17 protein-coding genes are annotated in these 20,091 nt (G+C 40.6%); 6 read left to right on the forward strand and 11 right to left on the reverse strand.

The genetic code is table 11. From position 1 onward, the window contains the following. Positions 1-396: 396 nt before the first annotated feature. The 9 genes from AAEY99_RS19880 to AAEY99_RS19920 form a co-directional block, all read right to left on the reverse strand. Entirely contained in the window at positions 397-1,500 is a 1,104-nt protein-coding gene (locus AAEY99_RS19880) for a PQQ-dependent sugar dehydrogenase (RefSeq protein ID WP_351011708.1), read from the reverse strand. A gap of 60 nt (positions 1,501-1,560) precedes the next feature. Then, positions 1,561-2,346 (reverse strand): alpha/beta fold hydrolase, encoded by a 786-nt coding sequence (locus AAEY99_RS19885; protein ID WP_351011710.1) that lies wholly within the window; start codon positions 2,344-2,346, stop codon positions 1,561-1,563. Between the two features lie 89 nt (positions 2,347-2,435). Further along, on the reverse strand, positions 2,436-3,290 hold the full coding sequence (locus AAEY99_RS19890; RefSeq protein WP_101088247.1) for a crotonase/enoyl-CoA hydratase family protein: 855 nt from the start codon (positions 3,288-3,290) through the stop codon (positions 2,436-2,438). 10 nt (positions 3,291-3,300) lie between these two features. After that, on the reverse strand, positions 3,301-3,993 hold the full coding sequence (locus AAEY99_RS19895; protein WP_162023146.1) for a crotonase/enoyl-CoA hydratase family protein: 693 nt from the start codon (positions 3,991-3,993) through the stop codon (positions 3,301-3,303). A gap of 35 nt (positions 3,994-4,028) precedes the next feature. Then, positions 4,029-4,940 (reverse strand): bile acid:sodium symporter family protein, encoded by a 912-nt coding sequence (locus AAEY99_RS19900; RefSeq protein WP_351011712.1) that lies wholly within the window; start codon positions 4,938-4,940, stop codon positions 4,029-4,031. 85 nt (positions 4,941-5,025) lie between these two features. Further along, a complete protein-coding gene (locus AAEY99_RS19905; protein WP_351011714.1) occupies positions 5,026-6,231 on the reverse strand; it encodes a DUF2855 family protein in 1,206 nt (401 codons plus the stop codon). A gap of 125 nt (positions 6,232-6,356) precedes the next feature. After that, the gene (locus AAEY99_RS19910; protein ID WP_243756180.1) at positions 6,357-7,361 is read right to left on the reverse strand and encodes an alpha/beta fold hydrolase; all 1,005 of its coding nucleotides are present in this window, start codon (positions 7,359-7,361) and stop codon (positions 6,357-6,359) included. Positions 7,362-7,386: 25 nt separating this feature from the next. Next, the gene (locus tag AAEY99_RS19915; RefSeq protein ID WP_351011715.1) at positions 7,387-8,049 is read right to left on the reverse strand and encodes a nitroreductase; all 663 of its coding nucleotides are present in this window, start codon (positions 8,047-8,049) and stop codon (positions 7,387-7,389) included. Between the two features lie 141 nt (positions 8,050-8,190). Next, entirely contained in the window at positions 8,191-10,641 is a 2,451-nt protein-coding gene (locus tag AAEY99_RS19920; protein WP_101088253.1) for a TonB-dependent receptor, read from the reverse strand. Between the two features lie 576 nt (positions 10,642-11,217). Between AAEY99_RS19920 and AAEY99_RS19925 the strand changes: the two genes are divergently transcribed. Next, positions 11,218-13,014: an acyl-CoA dehydrogenase C-terminal domain-containing protein gene (locus AAEY99_RS19925; protein WP_351011717.1), complete on the forward strand. Its 1,797-nt coding sequence runs from the start codon at positions 11,218-11,220 to the stop codon at positions 13,012-13,014. Between the two features lie 270 nt (positions 13,015-13,284). Then, positions 13,285-15,024, forward strand: a complete 1,740-nt coding sequence (locus AAEY99_RS19930; RefSeq protein WP_101088255.1) for a DUF885 domain-containing protein — start codon at positions 13,285-13,287, stop codon at positions 15,022-15,024. A gap of 126 nt (positions 15,025-15,150) precedes the next feature. Here the strand turns inward: AAEY99_RS19930 and AAEY99_RS19935 are convergent, their stop codons facing one another. Continuing rightward, positions 15,151-15,759 carry a flavin reductase family protein gene (locus AAEY99_RS19935; protein WP_101088256.1) on the reverse strand — a complete coding sequence of 203 codons (609 nt, stop codon included), beginning with the start codon at positions 15,757-15,759 and terminating at the stop codon, positions 15,151-15,153. Positions 15,760-16,358: 599 nt separating this feature from the next. Here AAEY99_RS19935 and AAEY99_RS19940 point away from each other — a divergent pair. Both AAEY99_RS19940 and AAEY99_RS19945 read left to right on the forward strand, forming a co-directional pair. Further along, entirely contained in the window at positions 16,359-16,646 is a 288-nt protein-coding gene (locus AAEY99_RS19940; RefSeq protein ID WP_101088257.1) for a sll1863 family stress response protein, read from the forward strand. A gap of 187 nt (positions 16,647-16,833) precedes the next feature. Further along, positions 16,834-17,301, forward strand: coding sequence for a hypothetical protein (locus AAEY99_RS19945; RefSeq protein WP_101088258.1), 468 nt, complete (start codon positions 16,834-16,836; stop codon positions 17,299-17,301). A gap of 131 nt (positions 17,302-17,432) precedes the next feature. Here the strand turns inward: AAEY99_RS19945 and AAEY99_RS19950 are convergent, their stop codons facing one another. Then, positions 17,433-17,645: a hypothetical protein gene (locus tag AAEY99_RS19950; protein WP_011637494.1), complete on the reverse strand. Its 213-nt coding sequence runs from the start codon at positions 17,643-17,645 to the stop codon at positions 17,433-17,435. Positions 17,646-18,025: 380 nt separating this feature from the next. On the opposite strand from AAEY99_RS19950, the gene nhaA reads away from it, so the two are divergent. Both nhaA and AAEY99_RS19960 read left to right on the forward strand, forming a co-directional pair. Next, positions 18,026-19,387: a Na+/H+ antiporter NhaA gene (gene nhaA, locus AAEY99_RS19955; RefSeq protein WP_350978428.1), complete on the forward strand. Its 1,362-nt coding sequence runs from the start codon at positions 18,026-18,028 to the stop codon at positions 19,385-19,387. 151 nt (positions 19,388-19,538) lie between these two features. Further along, the gene (locus AAEY99_RS19960; RefSeq protein WP_351011719.1) at positions 19,539-19,733 is read left to right on the forward strand and encodes a TetR/AcrR family transcriptional regulator; all 195 of its coding nucleotides are present in this window, start codon (positions 19,539-19,541) and stop codon (positions 19,731-19,733) included. Positions 19,734-20,091 lie beyond the last annotated feature (358 nt).

Here is a 20,091-nt window from a genome sequence, read left to right on the forward strand (position 1 = left end):
TGACCTTGCCATCACGACATTCGTGAATCCATTCACATCAGATTCCCATCGGAAGCGTTAGCATTTTCACTCTTTATAACAAGATGGGCCGAAGACGGTTACAGATGAAGTCAAAAGCTGGATTCATTTCCGTCGCAATTTTTCGCTGTTGTTGTTTGGTAAAAATGCGAAAATGTTGCCGGAACGCTGAGGGTTTGCAAAGGCTGATTCATAAACAAGAATGCACTTTACCCCTTTGCTCTGGTGTGGGCGACGCGCCAAGATGTTGTGGCCGCAGGCCATAAGTAAATATACAAAAGTACAAACACCTGGATCCCGGCTCAAAAGCACTGCCGGGACGACAAGAAGGGGGGTTAGTAACTTTACTATCATCTAAAAGTAAGCCTGATCGTGCTTTTACTGCTTGGTATAACTAATCCGATACACGGCATTGGCAAAGTCATCAGATACCAAGATAGAGCCATCAGCCAGGGTTATCACATCAACAGGGCGGCCCCAACTGTCTTCTCCATCAAGCCAACCTGTAGCAAACGGCTTATAGTCAACCACCTTATTTCCCTCAAGTGCCACCTGCATAATGCGATAACCCACTTTGTTAGTGCGGTTCCACGAGCCATGCTGGGCAATTAAGATTGATTGCTTATAAGCCGCTGGGAATTGATTACCTTGATAAAACTCCATGCCTAATGCAGCAACATGAGCACCTAAGGTTAATACCGGAGGCGTGTTGAGTTTGGCGATTTTGGGGTTAGTAAAATCTGGATCGGCAATATCTGTGTTGTGAATATAAGGAAAACCAAAGTGTTGGCCTTTTTTGCTCACACGATTAAGCTCATCATCGGGTAAATCATCGCCCATCATGTCGCGGCCATTATCGGTAAACCATAACTCACCTGTTTGTGGGTGAAAATCAAATCCGACACTGTTGCGTACACCTTGAGCGACGATAGTGGTTTGTTTTGTTTTAAGATCTAATTGTAAAATGCTGGCAAAGGGCGGCTCACTTTCACACACATTACAAGGCGCGCCGACGGGAATGTACAGCTTTCCATCTGGGCCAAAAGCGATAAATTTCCAGCCGTGATGGGATTTGTTAGGTAACTTGTCGTAAACCAATTCTGGTTTAGGAATCGTGGGTAATGATTGCTCAATATCAGGATAACGCCAGATTTTATCGACTTCAGCGACATACAAACTGCCATTATGGTAAGCAAGACCGGATGGCATAAATAAATCCGTTGCGATAATGATTTTCTTATCGACTTTGAAGTCATTATCACTGTCTATCAGGGCATAAACATTACCTGCTTTGCGACTGCCTACAAACACAGTTCCTTTTTCACCAAGCGCCATCTGGCGCGCATTTTCAACATTTTCGGCATACACATCAATGGTAAACCCTGCTGGTAATTGGATCTTATCCAGTGGTAATGCAAATGATGGATAAGAGACACCCATAGCTATGATTAAAGTTGAACATAAACTAATTGGTTTCATCATATTGGGGCCTCTTATGTAGATTTATTGTTAGCTATTGTTGAGCCAGTACTAAGGTCATCATTACCAGTCTTTAATGATCTGTTTGACCAAAATGGCGGTGTTTTCTGGTTGTTCTAATGGAAACATGTGTCCGCCATTGGGGAGTGTCATTAACTCAATGTCATTCAGCTTTGCAAATCGAACAAAATGTTTAATCGGGAATATATTGGTATTTTCACCGTAAACCAGTTTAGCCGGTATGGTTAACTTGTTTTTATACTTTATTAAATTAGTCGGTAAGTGCCTAAAGATGTCGGCTTCTACGGCGGGTGAGAAGGTGAGCTCTAAACGCTTATTGCGCTGTATTACGGCAGAGGTGGCATAGTCTTGTAAGCAACGAGAATCAAAGTTTTTAAACAATGTTTTCTGTGAAAAATAATCAACTAAGTTAGTATTTTGTGGCCAATTATTTTGGCGTGTGTTGGCTTTTCCTGCAGGAGAAAGCTTATCAATATAAGGTGTTCGCTTAATAAATCTCAGTAAATGCGAGAACGCACCGGTGACAACTGGCGGATCTAACATCACCAAACCCCGAAAAAGCTCAGGATGTTGGCAAGCGGCAATAAATGAAATAACGCCGCCGAACGAATGCCCCACGCAAATCACTTTCTCATCTTGCTTCTTAATAAATTCAACAAGTTCAGTAACAAGGTGTTGCCAGTTATTGTGTATTGGATACAGAACATTATGGCCAAATTGATTGTGGGCAACGGTACGGTAGTCGTTATCAAACTCTTGTAGAAATGTTTTATAGCTGCCAGCGGGGAAGCCATTGGCATGCACGAGGTTTATCAAAGGTTTTGTCATAGTTCACTCTAAAGGGTTAGCACTATTTGTGATTAAATTATTTCACACATAATTTGGTCTATAGCAAATAGTGCAATGATGCCCAATGCTTAGAATATTTTCAAAGGATCAATTTGAGTTAACTCTTCAAATTCTGGTTCACGGTTTTGCGCTTTTGCTTTGAATATTTCCATCATGTCGTTTTGGGGTTGGAACATGCCGCTTTGCCATACCGACATGTAATGTAAACTGTCGGCGACACTGTGGTCGCGGGCATAGTTGATCATCTCTTTGCAACCGGTAACGGCTAAAGGCGAGCGGGCGGCAATGTCTGCAGCAATGCCTAATACAGCAGTTAGCATTGATGCTTGGTCTTCATATACATGATTGACTAATCCGGCTGCTTTGGCTTCTGCTGCAGGCATTCTTCGGCCCGTGTAGGCTAACTCTTTAACTAATCCGATTGAAATCAATTTAGGTAAACGCTGTAACGTACCCACGTCGGCAGTCATGCCGAGTTTGGTTTCTTCGATGCTAAAAAAAGCGTCGCTGGTGCAATAACGGCAATCTGCCGCGGTGACCATATCTACAGCACCACCAATACAGCCACCTTGAATGGCCATGAGTACAGGCATACGTGCCGTTTCAAGCACGTTAAAGCAATCTTGTAGCTTGAGAACCAAGCGGCGTAATTGGTCGTGTTTACGGCCTAATTCGATATTCTCGTCGCGGTTACTCGCACTGAATACGGCTAAGTCCATACCAGCACTAAAATGCTTGCCAGTTGAAGAAATAACAATGGCGCGAGCCGCCGATTGATTATTGATATCGTGTATTACGCTTGGAAATTCATGCCAAAAATCGACGTTCATTGAATTTAACGCGTCAGGACGATTAAGGATAATGTGAGCCACTTTATCGGTAATGTCGACAGTGAGCGTTTGATAGGTCTTTTGCGATATCATATTTATATCCTTATAATTTCAATGAAATTTGCTTATCTTGCTCGATGGCTGCATCCAATGAGGCGAGAATAGTCTTACGCTCTTTTAATTTGGTGCCTAAATGCGCAGCCATATTCAGCGTTTGCATGTGTTTAGCCACGGCATGTGCAGTGTCCATGAGTTGTTCTGGCTCAACCACTTGATCGAGAAAACCTGCCATTACTGCTTGTTCTGGTGTAAATAACTCAGCATTGATTACCGCGCGCGACAGATAATTTTGCGGAATACGATTACGCGCGATTTCAATGCCTGCCTGATGCATAGTCATGCCAATAGCCACTTCGTTAAGGCCAATTTTAAACGGACCTGCGCTGCCAATACGGTAGTCGCAGCTGAGTAGTAAAAATGCGCCTTTGGCGATTGCATGGCCTGAACAGGCACCGATAATAGGCGTTGGGAATGCGAGCATTCTGCGGGCTAACGTTGAGCCTGCAGTGACCAAAGCAATTGCCGCTTCAGCGCTTTGCTTCATGGTTTTAAGGTCATAGCCGCCAGATAGAATTCCGGGTTGGCCAGTTATTATTACCACTGCATTTTGCTGCTCTGCATGGTCCAATGCACTGTTGATTTGGGCGATGACTTCAGGCGATATTGCGTTAACTTTGCCATTGCTAAGGGTAATAACATGCACATTGTTTTCAATTACTACGGTGATCAGTTCCATTGTTTACCTTTGTTATTTTAATGATTAGTTTTCGTCTAGGCGTTATCGGCAATCACTTCGCCATTATTTTTCGATTTAAAATACTTGGAATTTAACATACCCGCTAGAATCCCTGCGGTAAAGAGCATTGTGAGAGTGTAAATCGCCGGCGTGAATGACATCTTGTAATTAGCCAATAATGTTAACGCCATAAACATGGATAAGGTACTGTTTTGTAAGCCGACTTCAATGGTAATGGACGTTCTTTGAGCAAGATTTAATCCAAACCATTTACTTGAATAATATCCCAATAGCATGGTTGAAATATTAAGAATAATCGATACCGGTCCTGCGGCGATAAGTGCAGGGATAACAATATCTTGCTGAATATACGTTAAAAATATAATTAACAACGTCAAAAACAATATGCCAAAGCGTGATACATGGACTTGAGTACTTTCAGCAATTTTGGGAGCGTAACGTCTGATCAACATGCCCAGCAAAATAGGCACAATGGTCAGCTTCATTAAGCTGACCATGGTTGCCAGTATTGGTAACTGGAATTCATTGCCTTGCCCCATGAAGTGAATTAATGAGTAATTAAGCACCACGGGAATAGTAAACACTGTGATTAAACTTGCCACCGCCGTCATGGTGACCGACAGTGCCACATCACCTTTCGCTAAATGAGAAAACATATTGGATGTTGTGCCACCTGGACACAGTACCAGTAACATGACTCCTACTGCGTATTCTGGTTCTAATGGCATGATATTGGCTAATGCAAAGCCAATAATAGGTAACAAAAGTAGCTGGTTAGTTAATCCAATTGCCACTGCTTTAGGGTATTTAAGCACGCGTTTAAAATCGTCTATCACTAAAGATAGCCCCATGCCCATCATAATTAAAAAGATGCACACTGGGATAACTTGCGAATTAACAAATGTCACTAATTCAATATCTTCCATAATAACCTCATTCAGATATGACCTTTATTGGGCCGATAACGTCCATTTTTATTTTTAAACACGAGCTTGTTGATTGAGAGTTTGCCTATTGCTTACTTGGTTGGAGTGTATTTGGGTCTAACGATATGATTTGTCCAACAGATGCATCAGCTGTTCCGGCTAAAACCTGTTGGTAAATATCATTAACGTGGTGAAGATCATGGGTGTGGGAAATGGTGATAATGGATCTACAAAAGTCTATATAATGGAGTAACGATTGATTCATTTGTTTCATGGTTTCGCCAACCCCCCATTCAAGACTGCGTTTTTTCAATTGTGTTGGCGCAAAGAAGAATGTTGGAGGTGCACCAGGTAACAGGCTGTCACTTTGTGTGTCTGTTATGTCGATATCACCATGGTGGGTTGCACCGATCCGGCATGAATAACGCAGTTGTTGGGTAAAGTGATGATGAATGGCGGCTAAGGTTTTTTTACCTCCGGCCATGTCTACTAAGATGGATGCCACATTGGCATCTAGGGTGGTGATGTCGTTATAGCTAATAACGTGATCGTAACAACCTAATGATTCAACAAAACTGAGATTGGCCATTGAGGTAATGCCAACCGTGCTACGTTGGCCTCTTTGCTTGATGGCAAAGGCGAGGGCGATACTGGTTTTACTGGATGCACTGGTAATCAGATATTGCGTGGCATCGAAATAATTATTGTCGAACATAAAGTCATCCACTAACCAAGATGTGGTGAACAGTCCGCGTAATAAGATGTCGTAGTCTTCATTTTTTAGCTGATAAAAAGGATTGGTGCTAACCCGATCAAAGCGCGCATAAACCGGAGATAAGCCTTCTCTGCATGGATTGATATCTGAAAACCCGCTTGGGTTAACTTTACCAGCAATGATTTTGAGATGGGTCGCCATTGGCATAAATCCCCACACTCGTTCACCGACGTTGATATCTTTGTTATTTGACGACACCACATCGGCAAACCCCATGACAGGTAATCGTCCCCATTGAGTTTGTTGAGCAGTATTCGTTGTAGACGTAATCGAATTTGAAGCTGTATCTGAAGGGACATTGTTAACAGGAAAGAATTGCCAATAACCTAATGCATCCCCAGTGATGCCATAGCTGATGTTATTTGCGGTTAACGCGAACTTACTCACCTTAAGCAATACTTCATTGTCAGCCAATGGCTGCTCAATATTCAGCTCAACAACACGTGTTTGTGACAAGTCATTTTTAGCCACTTCAAATACAAGTGTCGGCTGAGCTTGTGATGTTAATATCGTCATAAAATCCCTTTATCGTTATTATTATTTCGTTTGTTATTTAGCGCACTATATTGAGTTTGTTTTACAACAAGCCTTTAACTAAGGATGCAATTAACTTTTTGTTTTCAAATGTATTTAAATTAATATTAATCGTTTATAAAATTATTAATGGCGACATTCACTTCGTCTGGCCTTTCATGTTGTAGCCAATGACTGGTGTCTTGAAAACGCTTTATGGTGCAGTTAGGCACATAGTGATGAATGTTATCGAGATTCTCATTAACGAAGGCAAGGTCTTGTTCGCCCCATAAAATCAATGTGGGAACATTGATCCGTATATTGGGTACTTTAAGCTGCGATGCTTGTTTAACGGGACTCGATTTAGTTGTGTCATTTTGAGTCGATGTTGTGTCTAGGGATGATGCCGTTGTTGAATTACAACGTTGATTATCTGTGTCATTTTCTGCCAGTTGGGGCATAGCGCGATAATATTGCAACATGCCATTAATTGCGCCTGCTTGGCTCCAAACTTGTTTATATTGCGCTTTTACAGCGGCGGTAAACACGCTTGGGTTGGTACTAACCATGATGTCTTCGCTTAAATAGCGATAATCATCTTGCGTTAATAATGACTCCCCCAATTCGCTGATTAATTGATGTATATAAGCACTTTTTTTGCGTTGTAGTGGATTGTTAATCATTTCTCGAGTGAAGGTACTTGGGTGAGCCGCATTAACAATTATCAGCTTACTGATTAACTGAGCATGAAACGCTGCTAATGGCCAAGCAATAGCGCCGCCCCAATCATGGGCGACTAAAATAACAGGCTGAGTAGGGCTAATTGCAGCAATAAACTTGGCCATAAAGCCGATAAGATTGGGTACCGCATAAAAGCTGACATCGTCTGGTTTATCGCTTAGATTATATCCCGGCAAATCGGGTGCGATAACACGATAATGTGGTGAGAAAAAACTCAGTTGAGCTGACCATGTACCCCAATATTCAGGAAATCCATGCAAAAATATTATTGTCGGTTTGAGTGCAGTGATGTCAGCTACAGCAAATACGTTATTTGCTTCGGTAGATTGCCCTGATTCAACATAATGAATATTGACGTTATCCACTAAAATATTTTTATGCTCTAGTTTCATATTCAATCTCATTAGTCATAACTGGTTAATCGAAAAATGCCACAGCGTTTTCAATGGATTCACGATCGGTACGGGTATTGTTTACCGCTGCACTGTCATCGGCGTAACCAAAAGACATCCCAAATAAAATACCGCGCTCGGCAGGGAGGTTTAATAGTTCTCGTACTGGGTCAGGGAATTGCCCTAATGCACCTTGCATGCAATTTGATATGCCGTGATCTGCCATAATCAATGACAGTGTTTGAGCATATATACCTAAATCAACAGCGCCCATAATGTCTAAATATTTATCCATAGTGAAAAACACCGCATGTGGCGCATCAAAAAACTGCCAGTTACGTACCATCGCCATTTGACGGGCTTTTTTGTCTTCTCGTGCAACACCGATTGCACTATACAACGCATTCGCTGAGCCAAATTGACGATCACGATGAATACCTTGATATTGCGGTAGCCAATTAAAGTCAGGATTTGGCGAGGCGCCGCTCATGAGTGTTTCCATAAACTTTTGTTTCAATGTGTCTTTTGTCTGACCTGAAACCACACAAGTTTGCCATGGCTGCACATTACAATTGGAAGGAGAAAGCTGTGCATGTGCAAAAATCAAATCCAAGGTTTCCTTGGCAACCGGTTTGTCGAGAAAGGCGCGTGCTGAGTAACGGTTTTTTAATATTGATTCTATAGACATATAGGACACTCTTATTGTTTTATTGATAGTGAGTTTATAGCGTTATTAGCGATATAAATCAGTTGCTTAATCTTGATGTTAATAAAAAAGTCTGCAGTGGCAGTAAAGCGCTATTACCGTCACTGCAGACTGTTTAGCTAGTTAAAATTGGTACGAAATATTGGCTCCAAAGGTACGTGGTTGATTTGGATAACCATTAAAACTGCCCGCTTGAATTGGAGGTGGGAATGCCGACAACAGATATTCATCATTGGTTAAGTTACGCACCCAAAGCTGTAAACTGACGCCATTATCAAATGCCAGTCCCGTACTTGCGTTGAAGGTGTTTACCTCGCGAGATAATGATTCAGGGGTATTTTCAGCCAGCTTAGTATCACTTTCGAAAAGGTAATCGGTACGAACATAGCCATCGGCACCATTAAAGACTTCAAAGTTATACACAATACCGGCAGTGATACTGACTTCATGAATACCAGCCGGTTTCTCGCCAGATAAATCAACCGGTCCGTTTAAACCTGATGCACCAACAAACGAGTCGTAAACAGGGTCGAGGAAGGTACCCGCTAAGGTAAATGACCAATCTTCAGTGAGGTTATAATTAGAGTCGAACTCAATACCTTGGGTACTTTGTTTACCCGCATTGGCCAGTACATAACCTGTGCCAATGAAAATAGATGACTGAAACCCTTCAATGGTTTGATCAAATATGGTTGCGCTAAATGATCCGTGTTCGAATTGAGTTTTAATGCCCAGCTCGTACACCATGGCTTCTTCAGGTGAGGCATAACGGCCGCCATAAACCTGATTGGGAAGTGCTAAGCCTGCCGTTTCTAATGCAGATTGATCCGCTGCGAAAGGGCTTGAATAACGCGATAAGTTCCAAGACGTTGCTTTAAAACCTGTTGCTGCTGTAGCGAATATATTGACATTGTCATTAATTTCGTAAGCTAAGCGTAGTGACCACGTGGTTTTACTATCATCTGATTGATTGTTTTCAACAGCATTTGGCAACCCCAGCATAGGGGGTAAAAACTGCAAACTTTTAATCACTGGTACCGCAGGTGCCAACTGAGGAATACTGCCAATAGGCACGCCATACAATGTTGGTACTGTGTCTAAATCGAGTGCAGAAAGGACATCGGAATGTTGTTGAGTGATGTTGATTTCTTTTTGGTCATTGGTGTAACTCACGCCAAATATGGCGGTAAAATCGTCGCTGATATGGTAATCAAAACTGGCAAATATCGAGTAAGCATCATTTTCTTGTTCAAACTCAGAACTTACTGCCGAGTCACCTGAGAAAAATGTGCCGGGATCCAAGCCATATACTCCTTCAACACCCGCTAATAAACCCGGAGCACCACCAGCCGCCATCAACACATCAAAGTAATTTCTAATGTCGTTACCATAATACAAGGTATCGCCAGTGGTCACTTCTTCATGAAAAATGAATGCGCCAAACATCCATTCGAGCTGACGTTCACCGGTAGAGGTTAAGCGAAACTCTTGGGTAATTGTTTCGATATCGGTGTAGCCGCCTTCGTTCAAAATATCGAGAGAAGTGTAATCGACATCATTCATAAAATCAGAATCGTTGGTACGAAATGCACTGATTGAGGTAAATGAATAACCATCAAAATCAACATCTAGCTGCAGTGATACTCCACCATCTTTGACGTTGTTATCGGGATTAGAATTAAGAGTAGATTGATAAGCAAATGAATCTGTTTCATCAAGGTCCATGCCCCCGAGCGCACGCACAGCGCCAGTAGTAGGGCCATTAATTGAATTCTCTACGGTACAGCATGCTTCTTCAATTTTACTATAGTCAGCAATTAATCGAAGTTTTACGTCTTCAGTTGGTTCGTACAGTGCCTGACCTCGAATATTCCAACGGTCACGGTCGTTAATATCGTCTAATCCCACCACACTTTCAGTGTAACCATCTCGTTTGTTCAATCCACCAGAAACACTGAATGCTAAATTATCGGTTATGCCATTGGTGTAATAACCTTTAATTTCTTTTTGGTTGAAATTACCTACGCCAACTTCAATTTTACCTTCTTGATAATAAGCGGGTTCTCGCGTGGTGACGCTAATGACCCCAGCAGAAGCATTTTTACCAAACAAGGTACTTTGTGGTCCACTTAGCACTTCAATTTGCTGCAGTCTTGGTAAGTCACCTATTTGAGATGCTGCACGAGAGCGATACACACCATCGATAAATACCCCAACAGAAGGCTCAATACCCGTATTGTTGGTGCCATTACCAAAGCCACGAATTGAGAAGTTGGTGTTAGTAGAACGTTGTAGTGGGGTGACGCGTAGAGTTGGTACCAGAGTTTGTAAGTCTGTTATGTCCATTACTTTAGCTTGTTCTATTGCTTTGCTACTCACTACCGTAATGGCCACAGGAGATTCCTGTAATCCTTTGGCACGTTTAGATGCCGTTACGACGATTCTTTCTATATCGTCTGCACTTTTTTGTGCTTTTGGTTTTTCATCTTCAGCATTTGCAGCTGAGCTCATTACTCCCATAATCGCAAATGCGAGTAAAGAATGCTTAAAATATGTTGATTTATTATTATTCATTTATTTCCCCAGACGATGATTAATCGTTATTAAACAAGCTTGCCAATACATTGATTTACAAAAGATATGTATGACGCTTAAGCGTTCTTATTTGTAACCTGTAAATATATAGCGTTGTAAAATTAGCGTTATTCAATAACATCAAGGGGGGATCAATCAGCTTAATTTTCTATGTTGAAAATTTATCCTGAAAATACGTCATTACCACTTTAGTGAACAATTAACCGCCAAATCATGCTAGGGGGTGTTTTATAATTAAACAAATCAATTATTTTGATAAGCAACTATTCATATAACGAATAATGCACTGAGGAATTTCACCGTCTGAGTGTTTTTAGTTATGCGTAGGATGAATAATCGTCGAGGGCTGAGGCGATTTTGTTGCGAAGTTGTTGCTGCAAGTCTAACAATACCGACAAACTATAATTCAAACGAATGTATACATATAATTATTATGCATTTGGATAATACTTGTAGTTAACTTAGCATCGGTAGTAACAAATATTATTTGCATGGAAAAATTCATCCAAATAATCACTAACTAGATATAGATTGATAATGACATGGAGAGTAACAATGCCTGAATATAAAGCCCCCATTCGTGACGTAAAATTTGTTATGCAAGAACTGCTAGATTGTGAAGGGCACTATCAGCGTTTGGGTTACCAGGATGCCAGTATCGATATGGTTGATGCGATTATTGCTGAAGCGGCAAAATTAACCGAACAGGTTGTTGCACCATTAAACCAAATAGGCGATCAGCAAGGTTGTACATGGAACGACGGTGTGGTGACCACACCAGATGGTTTTAAAGAGGCTTACGCTCAATATGTAGAAGGTGGTTGGCCAACGTTATCTCAGTCTGAAGAGTTTGGTGGCCAAGGATTACCTCATTCATTAAATATCAGTATTGCTGAGATGTTTTCCAGTGCTAACCATAGCTTTGCCATGTATCCAGGGCTAAGTCATGGCGCATTAGCCACCATTGAAGCACACGGCACAGAATCTCAAAAACAACAATTTATGCCAAAGTTAGTTGAAGGTAAGTGGACTGGCACAATGTGTTTAACTGAGCCGCATTGTGGAACCGATTTAGGTATGTTGCGCACCAAGGCTGAGTTACAGGCCGATGGCAGTTATTCATTAAGCGGCACTAAAATCTTTATTTCAGCTGGCGAGCATGATCTTTCTGACAACATTGTCCATATCGTTATTGCCCGTATTCCTGGTGCGCCAGAAGGTAATAAAGGTATCTCATTATTTATCGTACCTAAATTTAACGTTAATGAAGATGGCACCATTTCAGATAGAAACGGCGTGAGTTGTGGTTCTATTGAACACAAAATGGGCATTAATGGTAACGCGACCTGTGTGATTAATTTCGACGACGCTACAGGACATTTGATTGGTGAACCGAATCGCGGCCTTAAGTGCATGTTCACCTTTATGAATGCTGCCCGTATTGGCGTTGCTAGTGAAGGTGTTGCGGCTGCTGAAGCCTCATTCCAGGGGGCTTTGGCATACGCAAAAGATCGTCTACAAATGCGTTCAATCAGCGGGGTTAAAAATCCTAACGGCCCAGCTGACCCAATCATTGTTCATCCAGATGTTCGTAGAATGCTGTTAACTCAGAAATCGATTGCTGAAGGTGGCCGTGCGTTAATTTCGTATCTTGCCCAGCTAGTTGATATTGGCCATGCCGAAAAAGACGAAGCCATTAAAGCTGATGCTGAAACAAAGTTAGCCTTATTAACGCCGATTGCTAAAGCATTCCTTTCAGAGCTAGGTTTTGAATGTACCAGCCACGGTGTGCAAATTTTTGGTGGTCATGGCTTTATCAAAGAGTGGGGCATGGAACAGTTAATGCGCGATACCAAGATTAGCTGTTTATATGAAGGTACTACCGGTATTCAGGCATTAGACTTACTGGCTCGTAAAATTATTGGTACTCAGGGTGAAGTATTAAAGCCTTTCTCTAAAGACGTTACCGTATTCTGCCAACAAAACATGGATAACCCAGCCATGGCTGAGTTTATTAAACCGATTATGGCTTATGCCAAAGAGTGGCATGAACTGACCGTGTTAATTGGTGGCAAGGCGATGAAAAACCCGGATGAAATCGGCGGGGCGTCTGTGGATTACTTGATGTATGCCGGTTACGTCACACTCGCTTTCTTCTGGGCGAAAATGGCTAAAGTGGCGCAAGATAAATTGGCTGTAGGCACCACCGAGCCAGCGTTCTATGAGGCTAAAATTAAAACAGCTCAGTTCTTTATGCAGCGCATGCTGCCAAGGGCTAAAGGCCATGCGGCATGTATTGCCAATGGTGTCGATTCTATGATGGCACTTGATAGCGAAGACTTTGCTTTTTAATTGAGCAATTATATCATCCGCTAAAATCGATTATATTCTCGATAGAACAAGCCGCAGCGTCAATCGCTGCGGTTTTTTATTGGCTGCGAAGTAACAATACAGATGCAACTCATGCACTGACTGTTTTTCTAATCATTACTTTAAAAGGGTCTACTTTATAACCTGATTTGTTGATCACTATTCGTTACAGATTAGTTAATTCAGCGCTCATCACTTTAGATCTTTATTCGGTTATAGTAATCACTTCATAATAAAAAAAGGACTAAGCCGATGTCAGGCAAAATACTCACGTCTGTGATTCCACTACTTGCTCTTATTCCGTTGACATCATCAGCGGAATCCTGGGTTGATGTCAGTAATGCATACACCAACAAACAAATTCAGGTAACGAGTCAATTTCAACCTGAAATGGCAAGTTCAATTGGCATTACTGAAACCGATAGTCAATGCAGCAGCATTACTAAGGCACAACAAGATAAGTATATTCGTACTCTTGAAACCAGTAAAAAGACGTTGTTACAAGCGCTTAATACTGAAAAATCATTGCAGGTTCGTCAAGACCTCAACATTATTATCAACAATATTGATCAGACCATTGCCTCAGGTAAATTAGAAGACAAATACATGTTGCCTTGGGTGGACGTGCCGTTAATTATATTTAGAGGCGTGTCGGCATTATTAGATGATCAAATGTCAGATACACGTAAACAAGCGGCTAATACTCGTTTAGCGTGTTATGTCGGTAAAACGGGTCAACCTGCGTTAACTGAACAAGCAAAAACCTTGTATGAAGCCGCATTAGCCAACAAAAAATTAATGGGGCCAACAAAAGAAGAAGTAAACCAAGCCCTGGCAAGAATCGATACCTTATTGCAAGGTTTGCAGCAGTTGTTTGAGAAAAATGAATTCATAAAAGCCGATGATAATCTGTCGCTACTAAAGCAGCAAATTGCAGATTACCGTCAGTGGGCAGAAAAAACCGTTATTCCAACTAGCCGAGATGACTTCCGCTTACCGTCAGAAATTTACGCTTTAAAACTCAAAACAGTTGGCATTGATATCGAACCTGAGTTGTTAATTGAACGCGCGAAAGCAAGCTATATGATAACCAAAGCCAACATGCAGGCGTTAGCGCCGTTGGTTGCGCAAAAGTTTAATATGCCATCAAGTGATTATCGCGATGTGATAAAAGCACTTAAAAAAGACTCTTTAGACAACGATAAGATTGAAGATCATTATCGAGCCATTAATAAAAAACTTGAAGCGTTAATCACTCAGAAAAAAGTGGTCAATTTACCTGAGCGCGACATGATTATGCGATTGGCCAGCGAAGCAGAGGCTGCGGGCAGTCCAGCGCCTCATATGTTACCGCCACCGTTTATTGGTAATACGGGTGAACAAGGGCAATTTGTACTGACAACCGGTAACCCTGCATTAACCGGGGATGCTGCTTACGATGACTTTAATTTTAATGCCGTTGCTTATACATTAAGTGCTCATGAAGGCAGACCTGGCCATGAATTACAATTTGCGGTCATGTTGGAGCAGGGCGTGTCACTCGCTCGTGTTTATTATGCTTTTAACAGCGTAAACGTTGAAGGTTGGGCACTGTATGCCGAAGCTGAAATGTTGCCATATCTTCCTATTGAAGCACAGCTTATAGCGCTTCAGCATCGACTATTACGTAATGCTCGCGCCATGTTAGATCCGATGTTGAACCTAGGTCTAACAACAAAAGAAAACGCCTATGCATTGTTACGCAATGACGTGGTATTTTCAGAAGCGGCAGTGAAACAAGAAGTGGATCGATACACCATGAGAATGCCTGGTCAGGCTGGCAGTTACTTTTATGGCTTATCACGATTATTGGAGATCAGGGCTGACGTCGAAATAGCCCTAGGCGATAAGTTTGATCGCTTGGCATTTAATAACTTTGTGTTAGAGCAAGGCTTAATTCCACCCAATTTAATGGCAGAAGCCGTTAAAGAACGCTTTTTAACTAAAAAGTAAAATACGTTGATATTGATAAATCCCATTTAGTTAAATGGGATTTATCAAATACGACTCGTATTCTGGCTATTTTATGCAGCCGCACATGCTATAAATTAGCTTAAGCACGATAAAATTATGTCACCGCTATTTTTTAGCATAAGGCAAACGAGCCAGTTTATTGCCTGTGTAGTAACAATCGAGCCCGCTAATCGCTACCGTATCAATAGTGTGTAAATCTATAAACCCATCAGTTTGAACCGCATCATCATCTACATAAACGTCAACTATTTCACCAATAACAAACTCGGTACCATTGATAGCTAAATGTTGATGCTCTACTAGCTTAACTGAATATTTTAGGCGGCTTTCTTTTACAAAAGGCGCGCTAAAGTCTGATAGATATTCAGGCGTTAATCCCGTCGCTTCAAACTCTGATTCATCTTTATCATATCGAGCAGATGTTTGATGAGCTTGCTCATAAATAGATTGATTGACTTGATTAATGGTATACAAGCCGGTTTGTAAAATATTTTCAAAGGTATGACGCGGCACACTGTGAGGGCGGATTATCATACCAACCAGCGGCGGATTGGCACCTAGGTGAATAACCGAACTGACAATCGACAAATTAGTGTTGCCCTGTAAATCTTGTGTACCTATTAAATTAGCGCTTTTAAATCCTGACAGTGAATTGATTAAATGGCTACGGGTGTGTTTTTCAAGCGCGTCTAAGCGCTCTTTAGTAAAATGCATTAAAAGTCCTTAACACTAACTAGTGCAACCTTATCAATCAAAATTGGCTGCTTCACCAATTAACGCTACATCTGGGATATTGTTCGTCAATTTGCATTATATGATATCTAGGCCATAAATTATTGCATCTGAGTGTGTTTTTGCTTGTAAATGACTCATTAGCTTTATGGTTATAATTCATTGATATTAATGCTAAATAAATCAAACCAATATACCTCTAGTATGATTTATTCATGTTAGTTTGTTTCTAGCTACTGTATTTTGATAGTGCCCAGTGCCCAGTGCCCAGTGCCCAGTGCTCAATTGCCTTGATAAATAACCATCATGTATCTCATATAACAGCTTAAATTTTTTAATCGCAGGCTTTTTTACGAGCAAAGGTTGCAAATAGATCCATTAACATATCTTCATAACCATATTACATGAACAAGCAATAATGAGGCAGAAGTGAGCAATATGCCGCCTTGCGTGGTAACGTAAATTTAGGCTGGTAAATTTATGCCGGTAAATAATCAAATATGCTGAGGCCCAGTGATTCAAATAAACTAGAAACACTTAAAATGTATAGCGTATCCAATGTATTTAAAAGGACAATCATTATGAGTAAGAAACAAGCATACGAAAAGAAATTGCAAGCGCAGCTCGACGAGTGGAGCGCTGATATCGACAAACTTAAAGCAAAAGCTGATGCGGCCGCAGCTGATGAGCAGCTTGAATACTACAAACAAATAGAGGAACTTCAGTCTATGAAGGACACTGCCAATAAAAAGCTTACTGAGCTTAAAAAGGCCGGTGACGATGCTTGGGAAGACATAAAAGTCGGTATTGACAGCGCCTGGGATTCGCTTGGTTCGGCATTTAAGTCTGCGACGTCAAGATTCAAATAAGCATGCTACATAATAGAAACTCGAGTTAATAGTATCCCTACATTATGGCGGCCAATCATTAATGAGTTTATGCATTAAATGATACAAGCAAGTATCAATATTGGATGAACACCATCGCTTCAAATGTGTGTACACATTAATAGCTGAATGGGCCACCTTGGTGGATAAATTCTTAGAGGGAAAAAATATGAAAAAACTGTTTAATAAGATTTTCGCTGGAGTTCATTTGTTCGCAGCTGTAGTGCTTATCATCTTATCTTTGATAATTATGCTGTGGTCCATTTATGAGGTCATTTCTGGCATACAGTATGATTCTGGATTTATTCCATTAATGCTTCAATCTGTCGCTGCTATCATTATTGCAGCAGCCATTATTGATGTAGCACAGTATATGATGGAAGAAGAGGTTTTTAAGGACAAAGAGCTGCGAGATCCCAAAGAGGCAAGACGAACAATTACAAAAATTATTGTCATTATTACTATAGCAGTCAGCATTGAAGGACTGGTTTTTATATTTAAAGCAGGAACGAAAGACCTTAGCCTTTTGCTCTATCCAGCCTTACTTATTATGGTATCAGCTATCTTAATTGTCGCACTTGGTATATATCAAAAATTAAGCGCTACTATAGAAAAAAGAGAAGAGGAAAGTATATAGTCATTTGTGAACAATGGTTTTTATGTATCGCTTAGATAAGTATTTATTCGCCGCTATAAGCGGCGATTATCTTAAGGGAAAATGGCTAGCTAAATAGAGAGGACATCAACACACTATATTTCTTTGTTTAGCTATTTTTCAGGAATATCTTCAAGTAATTTTATGATAGTACGATTATTGTTTAGATGGGCTAGGTCAAGGAGGTAGCTTTTCTCAAGCTCTTGCATCGGTTCATCTGCCAATAATTCCTTTACTAACTGTTCTTCATCATTTGCAATGGCGGTTTTCAAGGCTGCAAAAGTCGCGATACTGTGTTTATGTTGATCAGTATTGTTAGATCCCATTAGTTTCGCTCCGTTAATTGTTCGATATTTATGTCATAGCGGGTTACCACACTAACAATATAACCGTGTATTTTGCAATCATAGTGATGGTAAATATACCGAAACAGACCAGAATACATAGTCAGTTGATTAAACCGATTACAGTCATATTCTCAGGCGTGTCTTGACAGTTTATCAGCAATGTTAATCGCTTAGCTCCGCTGGTTTGGCAAACGTGATGCTAGGTTAGCATTAAATTTCAGCGCGATTGACAGGATATAAAGCCGTTTTGTTAGCAAAGATGGTATCGTATTTACTCGATGTTTAATGTATTGATTATAAAGGGTTCTGGATACATTCTTCGGTTAAAAAATCATGCAATAACGTGATGGAGACAAGTTATGGGTTACGAAATAAAGGAAGAAAATCGTGATCATGCTCCGTTAGAGCGTGGTTTTCTTAAGTTTTCATTACCTGTGGAGTCATTCATCGATAGCCAGATCGTAGCTGGAATCGTGTTACTGGTTTCGGCAATAGCCGCAATTCTTATGGTTAACTTAGGATGGCAACACAGTTATGAAGCACTCAGTACACTTAAATTAACTATTTCTCTTGGCGATTGGTCAATAAGTCATTCCTTACATTATTGGATCAATGATGGCTTGATGGTGTTGTTTTTTTTCATTTTAGGGTTAGAAATAAAATATGAATGTTTGGTCGGCGCTCTTAGCGATTTAAAAGATGCTGCATTAGTTATTGTTATGGCATTAGGGGGCATGGTGCTCCCAGCACTGATATATTCAAGCATTATTTGGATTAGTGACTCGTCCAATGCGTATCAAGGTTGGGGTGTTCCTATGGCCACAGACACGGCATTTGCTATAGGTATTTTAACACTGTTAGGCGCTAAAGCACCTCGGGCTGCTTACATTATTCTTACGGGTTTAGCCATTGTAGATGACATGGGAGCCGTTGCTGTTATTGGATTATTTTATACTGAACAAATCGAAGTTCTGTCATTATTGTGGGCTGCTCTGACGTTATTAGTGTTATTTTTTATCAACATTCTGGGCATAAGAAAACCTATTTTCTATTTAATGGGCGGTTTTTTTCTTTGGTGGTTTATTCTTCAATCAGGCGTACATGCAACCACGGCCGGTCTTTTAGCTGCAATGATGGTACCGACGCGTCCTTATACCAATAAAGTTTGGTTTCGTCGTAAAATGCAAAATGTCATTCAAGAATTTAAGGACGTAGACAGTGTAGACACTCCTATCCTTGAGAATGAAAAACAACACGCACTTGCTGTAAAGGCCGAAGATATTGCCAAGCAAAGTACAGCGCCGATATTACGTTGGGGCTATACGCTAGACAAACCCGTTAGCCTTATTATTTTACCTTTGTTTGCTTTTTTGAACGCAGGTGTAATGTTACCCACAATGATTCCTGAATTTAAAGATACTGTGGTCACACTAGCAATAATACTCGCATTGGTGTTGGGGAAAGGCATTGGTATTAGCCTTTTTGCTTGGTTAGGGTTAAAAGTGGGTGCGGTAAGGTTACCTAATGGGGTGACATTTCCTCATATCATAGGTATCGGATTTTTAGCGGGTGTAGGCTTTACAATGTCATTGTTTATATCAGCCTTAGCATTTGAGGGGCAGCCCGCTTTAATCGAACAAGCTAAGCTGGGTATCCTTTTCGGTTCATTATTAGCCGGGATAATAGGGGCTACTATATTGTTTTTGGTTTCTGATGATTAAGTTAAATTAGTTAGCCCCAATTAGCGTATCGAGACGAATAGATAATAGTCAATTTCAATAATGTCAACGTCAACGTCAATAATGTTAACGTCAATAATGTCAACGTATTGATAGGTACTGGAAATGGGCCAAAAGTGATGGCAAAGAACGTTTGCTACAAGCAATATTAGATTTAATGTGGCAGAGCAGCTATGGCACTCTCACTATTGATGCTATATGTGAGCGAGCCGGCGTGAAGAAGGGCTGCTACTATTTTTTCAAATCTAAATCAGAACATGTTACTGAGGCCATCCTCGACGGATTGGAGATAAAAAAGCCGAAAATGAACACCTTTTTCGCTAACTAGGCCACCTTTAGAACGACTTAAAGCCTACTTTGACGACATACAACAAACACTAATTGAAGCTATCGAGAAACATGGCCGGGTGTTGGGTTGCCCACATTTCTGTATGGATGATGAAATAAGCAGTATTGAAACTGTTGATTGTCACGCGCGTTAGGATTTATTTAAAAACGTAGATGCTTATCTATTTATCTATTTATCTATTTATCTATTTATCTATTTATCTATTTATCTATTTATCTAACTATTTATAAATTTCAGAATTGTTATTAAGTTAATCTTATGTGGCTAATAACATACGCTGATTATTGTTAGTCCCTATCATCATTTTTATAGTTAAACAAAACTTAATCCCAATCGT

Origin of the sequence: Shewanella sp. S1-58-MNA-CIBAN-0166, assembly GCF_040310085.1 — a bacterium.
GTDB lineage: Bacteria > Pseudomonadota > Gammaproteobacteria > Enterobacterales > Shewanellaceae > Shewanella.

Bases quoted from the DNA above. Each gene is read 5' to 3' on its own strand.
- AAEY99_RS19880 (WP_351011708.1), bottom strand. From the start codon at position 1,500: ATGATGAAACCAATTAGTTTATGTTCAACTTTAATCATAGCTATGGGT.
- AAEY99_RS19885 (WP_351011710.1), bottom strand. From the start codon at position 2,346: ATGACAAAACCTTTGATAAACCTCGTGCATGCCAATGGCTTCCCCGCT.
- AAEY99_RS19890 (WP_101088247.1), bottom strand. From the start codon at position 3,290: ATGATATCGCAAAAGACCTATCAAACGCTCACTGTCGACATTACCGAT.
- AAEY99_RS19895 (WP_162023146.1), bottom strand. From the start codon at position 3,993: ATGGAACTGATCACCGTAGTAATTGAAAACAATGTGCATGTTATTACC.
- AAEY99_RS19900 (WP_351011712.1), bottom strand. From the start codon at position 4,940: ATGGAAGATATTGAATTAGTGACATTTGTTAATTCGCAAGTTATCCCA.
- AAEY99_RS19905 (WP_351011714.1), bottom strand. From the start codon at position 6,231: ATGACGATATTAACATCACAAGCTCAGCCGACACTTGTATTTGAAGTG.
- AAEY99_RS19910 (WP_243756180.1), bottom strand. From the start codon at position 7,361: ATGAAACTAGAGCATAAAAATATTTTAGTGGATAACGTCAATATTCAT.
- AAEY99_RS19915 (WP_351011715.1), bottom strand. From the start codon at position 8,049: ATGTCTATAGAATCAATATTAAAAAACCGTTACTCAGCACGCGCCTTT.
- AAEY99_RS19920 (WP_101088253.1), bottom strand. From the start codon at position 10,641: ATGAATAATAATAAATCAACATATTTTAAGCATTCTTTACTCGCATTT.
- AAEY99_RS19925 (WP_351011717.1), top strand. From the start codon at position 11,218: ATGCCTGAATATAAAGCCCCCATTCGTGACGTAAAATTTGTTATGCAA.
- AAEY99_RS19930 (WP_101088255.1), top strand. From the start codon at position 13,285: ATGTCAGGCAAAATACTCACGTCTGTGATTCCACTACTTGCTCTTATT.
- AAEY99_RS19935 (WP_101088256.1), bottom strand. From the start codon at position 15,759: ATGCATTTTACTAAAGAGCGCTTAGACGCGCTTGAAAAACACACCCGT.
- AAEY99_RS19940 (WP_101088257.1), top strand. From the start codon at position 16,359: ATGAGTAAGAAACAAGCATACGAAAAGAAATTGCAAGCGCAGCTCGAC.
- AAEY99_RS19945 (WP_101088258.1), top strand. From the start codon at position 16,834: ATGAAAAAACTGTTTAATAAGATTTTCGCTGGAGTTCATTTGTTCGCA.
- AAEY99_RS19950 (WP_011637494.1), bottom strand. From the start codon at position 17,645: ATGGGATCTAACAATACTGATCAACATAAACACAGTATCGCGACTTTT.
- nhaA (WP_350978428.1), top strand. From the start codon at position 18,026: ATGGGTTACGAAATAAAGGAAGAAAATCGTGATCATGCTCCGTTAGAG.